This is a genomic window from Thalassobacter stenotrophicus (genome assembly GCF_001458315.1).
GTDB classification, from domain to species: Bacteria; Pseudomonadota; Alphaproteobacteria; order Rhodobacterales; family Rhodobacteraceae; genus Thalassobacter; species Thalassobacter stenotrophicus.
Genome location: NZ_CYRX01000010.1, coordinates 168,246 through 180,436, shown reverse-complemented (window position 1 = coordinate 180,436; position 12,191 = coordinate 168,246). Strand labels below are relative to the sequence as shown.

Below are 12,191 nucleotides of genomic sequence, written 5' to 3'. Positions count from 1 at the left end.
GCGTCGCTTAGACTTTGTCTTTTTCGGTCTCGGCGGGGGTCACGTCGCGGGCCACGTCAGCGGGCGTCGCTTCGTCGTCTTTGGCGGCTTCCAGCTCTTCGGTGCCTTCTTTGATGCCTTTTTTGAAGGACGTGATGCCTTTGCCGACTTCGCCCATCAGGGACGAAATCTTGCCGCGTCCGAACAGGACAAGCACGACGATCGCAATGAGAAGAATGCCGGGCAGGCCGATATTATTGAGCATGGGGGTCTCCCTTGGATAGGTCGCGGGCCCTTGCATGGAACATGTGGGACACCAGCTGTGTTGATCAGTCGCCCATAATGTATTGCGGCTCAGCGGGAGTTAAAAGGACGAATACGCTTTTGTTGCTGTATCAAAAGCGATTTCGTCATATTTATGCGGGGCGGCCGTCCTATGTGAAAGGCGAAAGGCCTATTGCATCAAGGGGGTTGGGTCGATCGGCTCAAACCCTTTGAGGATTGAGAACCGCAGCCCAGATGGGGATTGTCCGACGGTGGCGATGCGTTGGCCCGCACGCACACGGTCGCCTTTTTGGACCGTGAGGCCCGAAATATTGGCGTAGACCGACTTGAGGTCCCCGGGGTGTGACACGACGATGACCGGGTTTTGATCGGTGTCGCGGGTAATTAGGATCACCTCACCATCGGCTGCGGCGGCAACATCTGTGCCGGGGTTCGCGGCGATATCAATCCCTTGCTTGGAGCTGGAATAACTGCTGAGTTGACCCCGAACAGGTTGCGCAAAGCGGCCGGGGGGGGGGCTGGCTGGGGAGGGTGTAGCCTCGGCCGGGGCCTCAACGCTGGCCACGCGGCTGTCATTAAGAGCGGGGCTTTGCGGCAAGGTTGCCTCGGCCACTGGCGCGGGCAGGCCCGAACTGGCCGATGGCGGCAGGGGCGTGACCGAGCCTTGGCCGGGGGCGGCGGCAATGGCGGCGCCGGGTTCTTCTACGATAAGGGGGATGATCAGGTATTGGCCTTCGCGGACCTCAAGATCGCTGCTGAGGCCGTTCCATTCCGCCAAGGATTTGACCGACACGCCATAGAGACGCGCGATGGAAAACGCGGTTTCGCCCCGTGCGGCGCGATGGCGGATCGGTTCCCGCCCGGTTTGAACGTCAATGCGGCGGGCCTCACCCGGGCCGGGCAGGGTCGAGCGCTCGATCGCGGCCCCCGCGATGGCACCGATGTCGGGGCGTTCGCCGTCAACCGCCGCGGACGGGGGGGCTACACGGCGTGGCATCGCGATCAGCTCATTGGGGCGCAACTCATCCGTGATGCTACGCCCATTGAAACGCGCGACCTCGGCGGGGTTTGCGCCCACCCGGTCGGCCAGATCGCTAAGGGTATCGCCGCGCCGGGCAACGGCGACCTGATACGTAGGATATGTGATCAGCCCGTTACGGTCGGGCTGCGGGCGCGAAGATGTGGCGGCCTCACGCGCGGCATTCGAGGTGTCGAGGGTGCCCGGCGCATTTCCGCGCAGATCGAAGTCAATCGCGCTGAGGTTCAGCGGCTCGCAAGCCGAAAGGGCCGCCACCGAGGCAACCAAAAGGGGAAAGCGCAGGCGTGCTGCACGGGCGAATGAAGGGGCAATGACGATCACGAACTCGATCCTTTGAATATATGGCCTCAAGGGTCGGACGCTTGGCGCGCCTCTGGCAGGACGCGCTGTGCGCCCTTTGATATCTGTAGTCTACGTTTCCGCGAGCCCTTCGACAAGCGGGACAAATCGCACCGGCTGTAGCTCTTGGTAATCAAACCCGGCTTCGGTGCGGCGCACTTTGATCAGGGTTTGAACCGCGTCGGACTGACCCACCGGCACAATCATAATGCCACCCATGCGCAATTGCGCCAAGAGCGGACCGGGCGGGTCCTCGGCGGCGGCGGTCACAAGAATGCGATCAAAGGGTGCCTGTTCGGGTAGCCCAAAGGAGCCATCGCCCGAGATAACTGTTATATTGTGCAGATCCAGCTTGGTCAGCAGCGCGCTTGCCGCCCGTGTGAGAGAGCGGTGGCGATCAATCGTGTAAATCCGGCGGCCCAGTTGCGACAGGATCGCGGCCTGATAGCCAGAGCCTGTGCCGACCTCTAGGACTTTGTCGCGGGCCGAAACCTCAAGCGCTTGGGTCATGAGGCCCACGACGGAGGGCTGGCTGATGGTCTGGCCGCTTGCGATGGGCAGGGGCACGTCTTCGTAGGCACGCTCGGCGAAGTGGCCGGTCAAGAAGGCCGCACGGTCGATTTTCTCCATTGCCGCAAGCACGCGTTTGTCCATCACCCCGCGAGAGCGGAGTTGAAACACGAATTGCATGGCTTGTTCGGCGGTTGGCATCGATCAGAGCGTGTTTTTCAGAGCTGTCAGTGCGTCCGCATCGGTTAGGTCCGCGCGCATTGGGGTGACCGAGATATAGCCATCAAGGTTTGCGGCGGCATCGGTGCCGGGGGCAGTTGGATCGTGCTGTGCGCCGCCCTTGACCCAGATGAACTGACGGCCCGAGGGGGCTTTGTGCGGCTCAACCTGGAACCTGCCGTGGCCGCGGTACCCTTGGGCCGTGGCCGCAGCCCCCTTGACGCCATCGGCGGGGACGGGCGGAACATTGATATTGTAGAAAATTTGGTAGTCGTCGCCGCCCCAAGGTGCCGTATCGAGGAGCCGCGTGATGAGGGGCGCGAGGTGGATCGCGGAAGCCTCAAATGGATCGGCGATCTCTGCGTTTTTTGGGCCAAAGTATTGTGAAAGCGCCAAGGAGCGCACGCCCTGAAGGGCGCCCTCCATCGCGGCGCCAAGGGTGCCGGAATAGAGCGCGTTTTCCGCCGAGTTATTGCCCCGATTAACTCCGGACAGAATGAGGTCCGGTTTTTGCGGCAAAACGTGGTGAATACCCGCCAGAACGCAATCAGCGGGGGACCCCTCGATCGCGAAGCGGCGGGGGCCGAAGTGCGAGATCATCGTGGGGTGTGTGTAGGAAATGCAGTGACCGACGCCCGATTGCTCAAACGCGGGCGCGACGGTCCAGACCTCTCCGTCCGGGCCTGCGAGTGTGGCTGCGATTTTCTCAAGCGTGTGCAGGCCGGGGGCGTTGATGCCGTCGTCATTGGTGATGAGAATGCGCATGGGAGGTCCTCTTTGTTGCCGTAGTGCTTAGGCGAGCAGGGGGCGGAAAGCCAGAGATGAAGTGGGGGGTGATGGGCGCCCTGGAGTGCGCTGTGCGATGCACAGCGCGGTGGCTCGGGGCTGGCGCCCCTCGCGTTTGAGTATTTGGGGAACAAAGGAGGTGGGGTTAGTCCCAGTTTGGGGCGCGTTTTTCGATGAAGGCCTGCATGCCTTCGTCGGTATCCGGTTGGGCGAGGTTTTGGACCATGGCGTCGCGGGTGAGCGCGTAGGCGTCGGCAATAGGGCGCTCAATTTGGGTGTAGAAGGCGGATTTGCCAATGCGGACCGCACTGGAGAGTTTGCTGGCGACTTTTTCGGCGAGGGCGATTGTTTCTTGGGCGAGGGTGTCGGGAGCGACGGCGCGGTTGATGAGGCCCAGCTCGGTGGCATCTTGGGCTGAGATAGCATCACCGGTTGTGAGCATTTCGAACGCGCGCTTGCGCGGCATGTTGCGCGACAGAGCAACCATGGGGGTGGAGCAGAACAGGCCGATGTTGACACCATTCACTGCGAAACGTGTGTGTGTGTCGGCGATGGCCATGTCGCAGTTGGCGACCATTTGGCACCCAGCTGCCGCGGCGATGCCGTGGACTTGGGCAATCACGGGTTGGGGAAGGTCGCGCATTTGTGCCATGACGGCGGTGCAGCGATCAAACAGGTCCGCGAATGCGGCGGCCCCGCCATCGGGGGCTTGGCGCATGGCCTGCATCTGGCGCAAGTTATGGCCTGCGCAGAACGCTTTGCCAGCGCCGCGTAGGATGACCGCTTTTTGCGTGCTTTGCGCGATGTCTGACAATTGTGCACTGAGGGCTGCGAGCATATCATCTGAAAGCGAGTTGAGAGTAGCTGGATCGTTCAACGTGAGAGTTGTGATTGCGCCGGTGTCTTCGCGCTGAAGAATGTCTGACATTTGCTTGCCCTTCGCTATTGGTCGCGCCAAGAGTAGCAGGCAAAAGGGAGGGTGCAATGGCATTGGTGATGGATGTGGCCGCGCTGACGGACTTTTTGGAGCGTGAGTTTCCTGAGGTTTCGGGCGAATTTACGATCCTGCGTGTAGGGGCGGATAGTATCACCGTGCAATTGAACACGGGGGCGCGGCACTTGCGCCCTGGGGGGACTGTTTCGGGTCCTTCTATGTTTGGGCTGGCGGATGTCGCGATGTATCTTGCGGTGCTTGCACAGATTGGGCCGGTGGCATTGGCCGTTACAACCAATTGCAGCATCGATTTTATGCGCAAACCCGCGGCAGGCGTGCCGATTGTGGCAGAAGCGCGGGTGCTAAAGCTGGGACGGACACTGGCCGTGGGCGACGTGTTGCTACGATCTGGCGAAGCTGGGCCGATCGTGGCGCGGGCATCGCTGACCTATGCAATTCCACCGAAAAAAGATGGGGTAAAATGAAACCCCAATTACAAGTCATTGTTTTTGCTGTGTTTGGGGCTGGAGGTGGCGCTTGACGATGGGTGAAAAGGGTATATACCCGGCGCATCTTCAGGCGTGCCACCTTGGTGCGCCTTAACGTTTGTAGGGTTAGAGATATGAAAACCTATTCCATGACCCCAGGTGATATCGACAAGAAGTGGATCTTGATCGACGCCGAGGGTATCGTGCTGGGCCGACTGGCCTCCATCATCGCCATGCGCCTGCGTGGTAAACACAAAGCTGCGTTCACACCGCACATGGATATGGGCGACAACGTTATCGTTGTTAACGCCGATAAAATCCAGATCACCGGTAAGAAACGTGAAAAGCCACACTACTGGCACACGGGCCACCCCGGTGGGATCAAATCGCGCACGACGCAAGAGATCCTGGACGGCAAGCACCCCGAGCGGGTTGTGACCCAAGCTGTCAAGCGGATGTTGCCCGGCAACAAACTGTCGCGCCAGCTGATGACCAACCTGCGTGTATATGCAGGCGGTGAGCACCCCCATGAGGCCCAAGCACCAGACGTTCTGGACGTGGCCGCCATGAACAAGAAAAACACCCGGAGCTGATACCGATGGCTGATCAAATCAACACTCTCGAAGATCTGGCTGCGGCCACCGGCGTCCCCTCGGGCGACGAGACAACGCTGCTGGACACTTCGGCCCCCCGTGAGCCCGTCCGTGACGAGCTCGGTCGCTCCTACGCTACTGGTAAACGTAAAGATGCGGTTGCCCGCGTCTGGATTAAACCAGGTTCCGGTAAAGTGACTGTTAACGGTCGTGAACTGAACACGTACTTCGCACGCCCTGTGCTGCAGATGATTCTGCGCCAGCCGTTCCAGATTACGGATCGCGAAGATCAGTTCGACGTTATGGCGACTGTCAAAGGCGGCGGTCTGTCCGGTCAAGCTGGTGCGGTTAAGCACGGCATTTCCAAGGCTCTTCAGCTGTACGAACCCTCCCTGCGGGGCGCGCTCAAAGCGGCTGGTTTCCTCACACGCGATAGCCGTGTGGTTGAGCGGAAGAAATACGGTAAGCGCAAGGCGCGCCGGAGCTTCCAGTTCTCCAAGCGTTAAGCTTTTGGAAATACGAATTAAAAAGGCCACGCTCAGCGCGTGGCCTTTTTTCGTCGATATGATCGTTGCGCAGGATGCGGGAATAGGCTTTGATCGATCAAATCGAAACGGGGGCGCGGGTGAACCAAGAGGCAAAACGGGGTTGGGTACTGGTGTCAGTGCCGCTCTTTTACACGATCTTGCTTATGGCGGCGCCTTTGACCGCGATCTTTGTCTTCAGTTTCTGGAGCCAAGACTTTCTGACGCTCGACACCACGATGACGCTCAAAAACTATCGGGAAGCCTTCAGTGAGCCGCTGTATGCCGAGCTATTGAGCCGTTCGATCGGGATTGCGGGGGCCGTGACTTTGGTGACAGTGGTGTTGGCTTTTCCCGTCGCATATTTCGTCAGCTTCCACGTCGCGCCTGAGCGGAAATCGCTATGGTTGTTTCTGATCACCATCCCATTCTGGACCAGCTATCTGCTGCGTATTTTCCTGTGGAAAGTGATCCTTGGGTTCAACGGGGTTCTGAACACCTCATTGCAAGGCATTGGTTTCATTGAAGAGCCATTGACCTTTATTCTTTATAACGCAAACGCTGTGGTCATCACATTGGCGCATGCCTTTGCGCCGTTCGCGATCCTGCCGATCTTCGTGGCTCTTGAAAAAATCGATCGTTCCCTGCTAGAGGCCGCGCGTGACTTGGGCGAAAATGCTGTCATGACGTTTGTGCGTGTGACGCTGCCGCTTGCGATGCCGGGCGTGGTTGCGGCGACGTTGATCGTGTTCATCCCGACGGTGGGTGACTACGTGACGCCGCGTCTAGTAGGTGGGCCAAACGGATTGATGATCGCGAACATGATCCAGACACAGTTTTTGCGGTTGAACAACGCGCCGATGGGGGCTGCCTTGGCCGTGATCGCGATGACGACGGTCACGGTGATGGCGTTGCTATTGTTGGCTGCAACACGCAAGTGGATGCGTGGGGGCGGACGATGATTGGGCTGGAGCAAATGATGCGCACGACGTGGCGGAGGGCCCTGTGATGCTTCGGGCCTATGTCATTGTCTTTTTGCTGTTTTTATACGCGCCGATCCTGCTTCTTCCGGTCTTTGCGTTCAATTCCGGGACGGTGATCGCGTTCCCTTTGGATGGGTTCACGCTGCACTGGTTTGCAGAATTGGCGGTGACAAAGGCGTTGCACGAAGCGGTGGTCAATTCGCTGATTATTGCGGCGGTGACGGCGGTGATTTCCACGGCTTTGGGCGTTGCGGCGGCGCGCGCGGGTGTGCGCTACCGCTTTCCGGGCAAGGCCGCGGCGCTGGGGTTGATCATGGTGCCGCTCGTGTTGCCCGAGATTATCGTGGCTGTCTCGCTCTTGGTCGTGGTGGTGCAGATCATGGGGTGGGATTTGTCGATGGGTACGATCATTGCGGCGCATGTGTTAATCTGCACACCTTTTGCGACCGCAATCCTTAACGCAAGTTTCCAAAACCTTGACCCAAGCCTAGAGGAAGCCGCGGTTGATTTAGGTGAGAGCCGGTCATCAACCTTTCGCCTCATCACACTGCCATTGATCATGCCGGGTATCATTGCGGCACTTCTGATCTCTTTCACGATCTCATTGGATGAGTTCATTATTGCGTTCTTCCTGAGTGGATCTGAGCCAACTTTGCCGGTCTATATCTGGTCGATGCTGCGGTTTCCGCGGTTGATCCCGGTGGTGATGGCGCTCGGAACAATCCTCGTCGTGCTGTCGGTGTTGCTGCTGACACTGGCCGAAATTAGTCGCCGCCGGGGCCTGCGCCGGGCGGGCGTCAAAGACAAAGGGGGCTTTCTATGAGCCTGATTTCCATCGAAAATGTGCACAAGCACTACGGTGACTACCACGCGCTGCGCGACATCAACCTTGAAGTGGGACAAGGCGAGTTTTTCTCCCTTCTGGGGCCGTCAGGGTGCGGGAAAACCACGTTGTTGCGGACGATTGCGGGGTTTGAGGACGTATCATCGGGGCAGGTGCGCATTGGTGGTGCATCAATGATTGGGGTCCCGGCGAACCAGCGCCCGACCAACATGGTGTTCCAGTCCTACGCAATTTTTCCCCATATGAGTGTCGCGGAAAACGTCGGTTTCGGGCTGCGGAAATCATCTCTTTCGGGCGCTGAGAAAGCGACGGCCGTTGGTGAAGCCCTTGAGATGGTTGGACTAAACGGATTTGGGGCGCGGGCGGCTCATGCATTGTCCGGGGGGCAGCGGCAGCGTGTGGCCTTGGCGCGTGCCTTGATCCTAAAGCCCAAGGTTTTGCTGCTAGATGAGCCTCTGAGCGCGCTGGACAAAAAGATGCGTGAGCAGATGCAGTCCGAACTGCGCCGATTGCAGCGTCAGGTAGGCATCACCTTTATCCTCGTCACGCATGATCAAGAAGAAGCCCTGATCATGTCCGACCGCATCGCTGTGATGTTTGATGGTAAAATTGCGCAGTTGGACCCACCACCGCAGCTGTATACCCGACCCGCCAACAGGCAAGTCGCGGAATTTATTGGGGTTATGACGTTTTTGCCCGGTAACCGGCGCGCAGATACTCTTGAGGTGGCAGGGCTTGGCCACGTGACGCTGTCGCCAGACCAGATCATCGGCGCCGAGGGGGATGTGCGCGTTGGCTTGCGTCCGGAAAGCATGACCATTTTGTTCGATGATATGGCGGCTGAGCCTTCGAACCGCGTGGCCCAAGGCACGGTTGAGGACCTCGCCTACTATGGCGATATGACCATGTATGAGGTCCGCCTAGCGGGTGCGCCGCGGCCGGTAACGGTCTCAATGCGGAACTTACCGGGGCGGCCGGTTTTGGCGCGGGGCGATGCGGCGCGCGTGGTTTGGGATCCGGCGGCATTGATGGCGTTCGGTCCCGTGGACTGAAATGTCTGACATTTGATTTGGCTGCCTGATGGCCACCCGAAAAAAAACCGAGGGCGGTTTGGTGTCACAGGATTGTTAACGAACCTAGCGTATTCTTTCGGGCATGTATAAATGAGCCACCGCCCGGAGAGGAGATAACACCGTGCAGTCATCGTCCAAACACGTCGCGCGTGACATTTCCTATTCTTTTTCGGCGCAGACCCGTCCGGGACAGGCGTTCATTCGCTCGTTAGAGAACGCGACCGGGCGTTTGCGGCTGATCAAACGGGCCGACGGATATGAGCGAGAAGTCGGCGCAGGGCGCGACTTTTGGGAGGTGATGGTCGAGCGCTACGGCCTGACCCTCGAACTGCTGGCCGGGTCCCTTGATAATATCCCGCGCGAAGGGCCGCTGGTCGTGGTGGCCAACCACCCCTACGGTATTTTGGACGGGCTGATGATGGGGCACATCCTGAGCGTTGTGCGCGGTGATTTCCGTATCTTGGCCAACCGTGTGTTTCGCAAGGCCGAAGAGCTGAACGAAGTCATCTTGCCGGTCTCCTTCGATGAGACGAAAGCCGGGGTCGCGCTAAACCTTGAAACGCGGCGCACGGCTCTCAAGTACCTCTCAGACGGTGGCGCGATCGGCGTGTTTCCGGGGGGTACGGTCAGCACCGCCAACAAGCCGTTTGGTCGTCCGTTAGACCCCAGCTGGCGCAGCTTCACCGCCAAGATGATTGCGAAATCTGACGCCCATGTGGTGCCCATCTATTTTGACGGGGCGAACTCTCGGCTGTTTCAATTGGCGTCTCATCTACACACAACGCTTCGCATGGCGTTGTTGATCAAAGAGTTCAAATCGCGCGTTGATGCTCCGGTGCGCTTAGCCGTGGGGCAGCCGCTCACCCGGGATGCCCTAAATCCGTACCTGCGCGATCCGCGCGGAATGATGGACTTTTTGCGCGCTGAGACTTACAAATTGTCATCCCGTCCGATTGATACATCGCACTACGGGTTCGAATTCACAGAAGTACATAAGCCCAAATCAGGGCAAAAGAACGGGCACGGATGAGCATTGGGATTTTTGACAGCGGGCTAGGCGGGCTGACGGTATGGAGCGCTGTGCGCAACCGCTTGCCCGATGTGCCATTAACCTATTTTGGCGACAGCGCCCACGCACCCTACGGTGTGCGCGATGCGGATGATGTGCATCAACTCACGAAGGCTGCGGTTGAGCGGCTTTGGGATGATGGCTGCAATCTGGTGATTTTGGCCTGCAACACCGCGTCCGCTGCGGCATTGCGGCGGATGCAAGAGGCTGGCGTGCCAGAAGGCAAGCGCGTCTTGGGGGTGTTTGTTCCGCTCATCGAAGCCATGACAGAGCGTGGATGGGGCGACAATTCCCCCCCGCGAGAGGTCAATGTCAAACAGGTCGCGTTGTTTGCGACGCCCGCCACCGTTGCGAGCCGCGCGTTTCAGCGCGAGCTGGCGTTTCGGGCCGTGGGCGTCGATGTTGAGGCGCAGGCCTGCGGCGGTGTTGTGGATGCGATCGAAGACGGTGACATGATCTTGGCCGAGGCTCTTGTGCGCAGCCATGTTGACGCGCTGAAACGCAAAATGCCGAACCCCCAAGCCGCGATTCTCGGGTGCACGCATTACCCGTTGATGGAACATATCTTTCAGGATGCCTTGGGCGCGGACGTTAAGGTTTTCAGTCAAGCGGACATTGTCGCAGAAAGCTTGGCAGATTATCTTGAGCGTAAGCCGGAGATGGTGGGCCAGGGACGGGCGGGCGTGATGCTAACGACCGGGGACCCCGACCGGGTATCGCAACGGGCCACGCAGTTTTTGCGTGAACAGATGATTTTTGAGAAGGCTTAGACGATGCGTGGGCTGAAAAAACAACGTCGGATTCAGGTGGTCGCAATTTTGACTGTTGCTTTGATCGGGGCGACCGCCTTGATCGGCTACGCGATGCGCGATGGGATCAACTTCTTCCGCTCCCCCTCGGAGGTGACAGAAGCGCCGCCACCGCCCAACGAAGTGTTCCGAATCGGCGGCTTGGTTGAAGAGGGCACACTGGTGCGCGGGCAGGGCAAAACGATTACGTTCTCTGTGACCGATACGAATGCGTCGGTCAAAGTAGCTTACACTGGTGTTTTGCCGGACCTATTCGGCGAGGGTGAAGGCATGGTTGGTACGGGCAGCTACGTGAACGGCGTGTTCCAAGCGACTGAAATCCTTGCGCGCCATGATGAGCAGTATATGCCAGCTGAGGTTGTAGATGCGCTCAAAGAGCAGGGTGTTTACGTTGAGCCCGGTTCCGAAAGCAACTCCTAAGCTGTTGCCTCTGATTTTAGTCGGCGTGCGGTTAACCAACTGTTAACCCGCTCAACCGTTTCGTCCCTCTATTCGCAACCGAGTATGGAGGGTCAGCACCATGCAGTCGGTGCGCGCACTTGCAGAAGATATCATTCGCCGCGAAGGCGGTTATGTGAACGATCCCGATGATCCGGGTGGCGCCACGAACCATGGTGTGACGATTCACACCATGCGGCGGCTCGGGCTGGACCTGAACGGGGACGGTGAGATCGATCCCGCGGATGTACGGCGCCTGAGCCAAGAACAGGCGATTGAGATTTTCATTCAACACTACTTTGAGCGGCCTCGTATCGCCGATTTACCGCGCGTCTTACACGCCACGGTCTTTGACATGTACGTTAATGCGGGCAGCAATGCCGTGCGGATTTTGCAGCGATTGCTGAGGGATATGGGGTATGACCTGTCGCTTGATGGTGTGATCGGGCCGCAAACGATCCGCGTTAGCCATATGGCAGTGCGTGAAGGTGGGGATCACTTGGGCGACGCCTACGGGATCGCCCGGCGCAATTATTATTACCGGATTGCAGATCGTCGCCCCGCCAGCCGCAAGTTTGCGCGCAGGCGCGATGGCGGCAAGGGCGGTTGGATCCGGCGGGCGGAGGAATTCATCTCAGTCCGGTATCATCTAAGCCCGCAAGAGCATGCCAAGCGTGTCGCGGGGTGGTGAGCGTTTTATGAGTATTTTGGGAACAAAGGAGGGCTGGGTATGAGCTTAATTGGGAAGATTTTTGGAGGCTCTGAGGCGGTCACGGCATTGGGGTCGACCGCGCAGGGGGTGGCAGAGGTGTTTACGCCGAATGCCACGCGTAAGATGGAGTTGAACCACGAGGCGCAGCAATCGGCGTTGTCCCAGCTTGAAACCGAGATGAAAACGATCCGGGACGATTGGTTTGATCGCTTTGTGAACGGGCTCAACCGGTTGCCGCGGCCTTTGTTGGCGTTGGGTACTTTGGGGCTGTTTGTCTATGCGATGATGGACCCGATTGCCTTCGCGCAACGGATGGCTGGTTTGGCCTATATCCCTGATCCATTGTGGTGGCTTTTGGGGGCGATAGTTTCCTTCTATTTTGGGGCCCGTGAAATGCACTATTTCCGCAATCCTTTGCGTGCGGGTGTGGCTGCTCACGAAACCGTTATTTCGGCTTGGCGGAATTCGAAAAAGTCATCAAAAACAGAAGCTAAGAAGGTTGATCTAGAGGTTGAGGAGAACCCTGCGTTGAGCGCGTGGCAGGCAGGTCAGGAGTAAAACCCGAGA

The 12,191-nt window shown here is 58.7% G+C and carries 16 protein-coding genes; 11 read left to right on the top strand and 5 right to left on the bottom strand.

Features of this window, described 5'->3' with window-relative positions; genetic code table 11:
• Positions 1 to 7 precede the first annotated feature (7 nt).
• The 5 genes from THS5294_RS04095 to THS5294_RS04075 all read right to left on the bottom strand — a co-directional run bounded on the left by THS5294_RS04095 (position 8) and on the right by THS5294_RS04075 (position 4,085).
• The gene (locus tag THS5294_RS04095) at positions 8 to 244 is read right to left on the bottom strand and encodes a twin-arginine translocase TatA/TatE family subunit (RefSeq protein WP_038002678.1); all 237 of its coding nucleotides are present in this window, start codon (positions 242 to 244) and stop codon (positions 8 to 10) included.
• A 189-nt stretch (positions 245 to 433) separates the two neighbouring features.
• The gene (locus THS5294_RS04090; RefSeq protein ID WP_058122724.1) at positions 434 to 1,624 is read right to left on the bottom strand and encodes a peptidoglycan DD-metalloendopeptidase family protein; all 1,191 of its coding nucleotides are present in this window, start codon (positions 1,622 to 1,624) and stop codon (positions 434 to 436) included.
• 90 nt (positions 1,625 to 1,714) lie between these two features.
• Positions 1,715 to 2,353, bottom strand: a complete 639-nt coding sequence (locus tag THS5294_RS04085; RefSeq protein ID WP_038002680.1) for a protein-L-isoaspartate(D-aspartate) O-methyltransferase — start codon at positions 2,351 to 2,353, stop codon at positions 1,715 to 1,717.
• A gap of 3 nt (positions 2,354 to 2,356) precedes the next feature.
• Positions 2,357 to 3,136 (bottom strand): 5'/3'-nucleotidase SurE, encoded by a 780-nt coding sequence (gene surE / locus THS5294_RS04080; protein WP_058122723.1) that lies wholly within the window; start codon positions 3,134 to 3,136, stop codon positions 2,357 to 2,359.
• A 166-nt stretch (positions 3,137 to 3,302) separates the two neighbouring features.
• Positions 3,303 to 4,085, bottom strand: a complete 783-nt coding sequence (locus THS5294_RS04075) for an enoyl-CoA hydratase (protein ID WP_058122722.1) — start codon at positions 4,083 to 4,085, stop codon at positions 3,303 to 3,305.
• A gap of 56 nt (positions 4,086 to 4,141) precedes the next feature.
• Between THS5294_RS04075 and THS5294_RS04070 the strand changes: the two genes are divergently transcribed.
• The 11 genes from THS5294_RS04070 (at position 4,142) to THS5294_RS04020 (ending at position 12,182) form a co-directional block, all read left to right on the top strand.
• The gene (locus THS5294_RS04070) at positions 4,142 to 4,576 is read left to right on the top strand and encodes a PaaI family thioesterase (protein WP_058122721.1); all 435 of its coding nucleotides are present in this window, start codon (positions 4,142 to 4,144) and stop codon (positions 4,574 to 4,576) included.
• 137 nt (positions 4,577 to 4,713) lie between these two features.
• On the top strand, positions 4,714 to 5,172 hold the full coding sequence (rplM, locus tag THS5294_RS04065) for a 50S ribosomal protein L13 (protein WP_038002689.1): 459 nt from the start codon (positions 4,714 to 4,716) through the stop codon (positions 5,170 to 5,172).
• A gap of 5 nt (positions 5,173 to 5,177) precedes the next feature.
• On the top strand, positions 5,178 to 5,678 hold the full coding sequence (rpsI, locus tag THS5294_RS04060) for a 30S ribosomal protein S9 (protein WP_038002691.1): 501 nt from the start codon (positions 5,178 to 5,180) through the stop codon (positions 5,676 to 5,678).
• Between the two features lie 89 nt (positions 5,679 to 5,767).
• Complete coding sequence (locus THS5294_RS04055) at positions 5,768 to 6,658, top strand: ABC transporter permease (protein ID WP_370736568.1); 891 nt, start codon at positions 5,768 to 5,770, stop codon at positions 6,656 to 6,658.
• A 46-nt stretch (positions 6,659 to 6,704) separates the two neighbouring features.
• Complete coding sequence (locus THS5294_RS04050; RefSeq protein WP_058122789.1) at positions 6,705 to 7,502, top strand: ABC transporter permease; 798 nt, start codon at positions 6,705 to 6,707, stop codon at positions 7,500 to 7,502.
• Complete coding sequence (locus tag THS5294_RS04045) at positions 7,499 to 8,575, top strand: ABC transporter ATP-binding protein (RefSeq protein WP_058122720.1); 1,077 nt, start codon at positions 7,499 to 7,501, stop codon at positions 8,573 to 8,575. Before THS5294_RS04050 ends, THS5294_RS04045 begins: the two co-directional genes overlap by 4 nt.
• A gap of 142 nt (positions 8,576 to 8,717) precedes the next feature.
• Positions 8,718 to 9,626 carry a lysophospholipid acyltransferase family protein gene (locus THS5294_RS04040; protein ID WP_038002696.1) on the top strand — a complete coding sequence of 303 codons (909 nt, stop codon included), beginning with the start codon at positions 8,718 to 8,720 and terminating at the stop codon, positions 9,624 to 9,626.
• Positions 9,623 to 10,435, top strand: coding sequence for a glutamate racemase (locus THS5294_RS04035; protein WP_038002698.1), 813 nt, complete (start codon positions 9,623 to 9,625; stop codon positions 10,433 to 10,435). Before THS5294_RS04040 ends, THS5294_RS04035 begins: the two co-directional genes overlap by 4 nt.
• Positions 10,436 to 10,438: 3 nt before the next feature.
• Positions 10,439 to 10,894 (top strand): cytochrome c maturation protein CcmE, encoded by a 456-nt coding sequence (ccmE, locus tag THS5294_RS04030; protein ID WP_058122719.1) that lies wholly within the window; start codon positions 10,439 to 10,441, stop codon positions 10,892 to 10,894.
• Positions 10,895 to 10,994: 100 nt separating this feature from the next.
• Positions 10,995 to 11,603 carry a holin-associated N-acetylmuramidase gene (locus THS5294_RS04025; RefSeq protein ID WP_058122718.1) on the top strand — a complete coding sequence of 203 codons (609 nt, stop codon included), beginning with the start codon at positions 10,995 to 10,997 and terminating at the stop codon, positions 11,601 to 11,603.
• A 39-nt stretch (positions 11,604 to 11,642) separates the two neighbouring features.
• Positions 11,643 to 12,182: a holin family protein gene (locus THS5294_RS04020; RefSeq protein WP_082644940.1), complete on the top strand. Its 540-nt coding sequence runs from the start codon at positions 11,643 to 11,645 to the stop codon at positions 12,180 to 12,182.
• Positions 12,183 to 12,191 lie beyond the last annotated feature (9 nt).

Bases quoted from the DNA above. Each gene is read 5' to 3' on its own strand.
- THS5294_RS04075 (WP_058122722.1), bottom strand. From the start codon at position 4,085: ATGTCAGACATTCTTCAGCGCGAAGACACCGGCGCAATCACAACTCTC.
- THS5294_RS04035 (WP_038002698.1), top strand. From the start codon at position 9,623: ATGAGCATTGGGATTTTTGACAGCGGGCTAGGCGGGCTGACGGTATGG.
- THS5294_RS04095 (WP_038002678.1), bottom strand. From the start codon at position 244: ATGCTCAATAATATCGGCCTGCCCGGCATTCTTCTCATTGCGATCGTC.
- THS5294_RS04085 (WP_038002680.1), bottom strand. From the start codon at position 2,353: ATGCCAACCGCCGAACAAGCCATGCAATTCGTGTTTCAACTCCGCTCT.
- THS5294_RS04050 (WP_058122789.1), top strand. From the start codon at position 6,705: ATGCTTCGGGCCTATGTCATTGTCTTTTTGCTGTTTTTATACGCGCCG.
- THS5294_RS04025 (WP_058122718.1), top strand. From the start codon at position 10,995: ATGCAGTCGGTGCGCGCACTTGCAGAAGATATCATTCGCCGCGAAGGC.
- ccmE (WP_058122719.1), top strand. From the start codon at position 10,439: ATGCGTGGGCTGAAAAAACAACGTCGGATTCAGGTGGTCGCAATTTTG.
- surE (WP_058122723.1), bottom strand. From the start codon at position 3,136: ATGCGCATTCTCATCACCAATGACGACGGCATCAACGCCCCCGGCCTG.
- THS5294_RS04020 (WP_082644940.1), top strand. From the start codon at position 11,643: ATGAGCTTAATTGGGAAGATTTTTGGAGGCTCTGAGGCGGTCACGGCA.
- THS5294_RS04045 (WP_058122720.1), top strand. From the start codon at position 7,499: ATGAGCCTGATTTCCATCGAAAATGTGCACAAGCACTACGGTGACTAC.
- THS5294_RS04070 (WP_058122721.1), top strand. From the start codon at position 4,142: ATGGCATTGGTGATGGATGTGGCCGCGCTGACGGACTTTTTGGAGCGT.
- rplM (WP_038002689.1), top strand. From the start codon at position 4,714: ATGAAAACCTATTCCATGACCCCAGGTGATATCGACAAGAAGTGGATC.
- rpsI (WP_038002691.1), top strand. From the start codon at position 5,178: ATGGCTGATCAAATCAACACTCTCGAAGATCTGGCTGCGGCCACCGGC.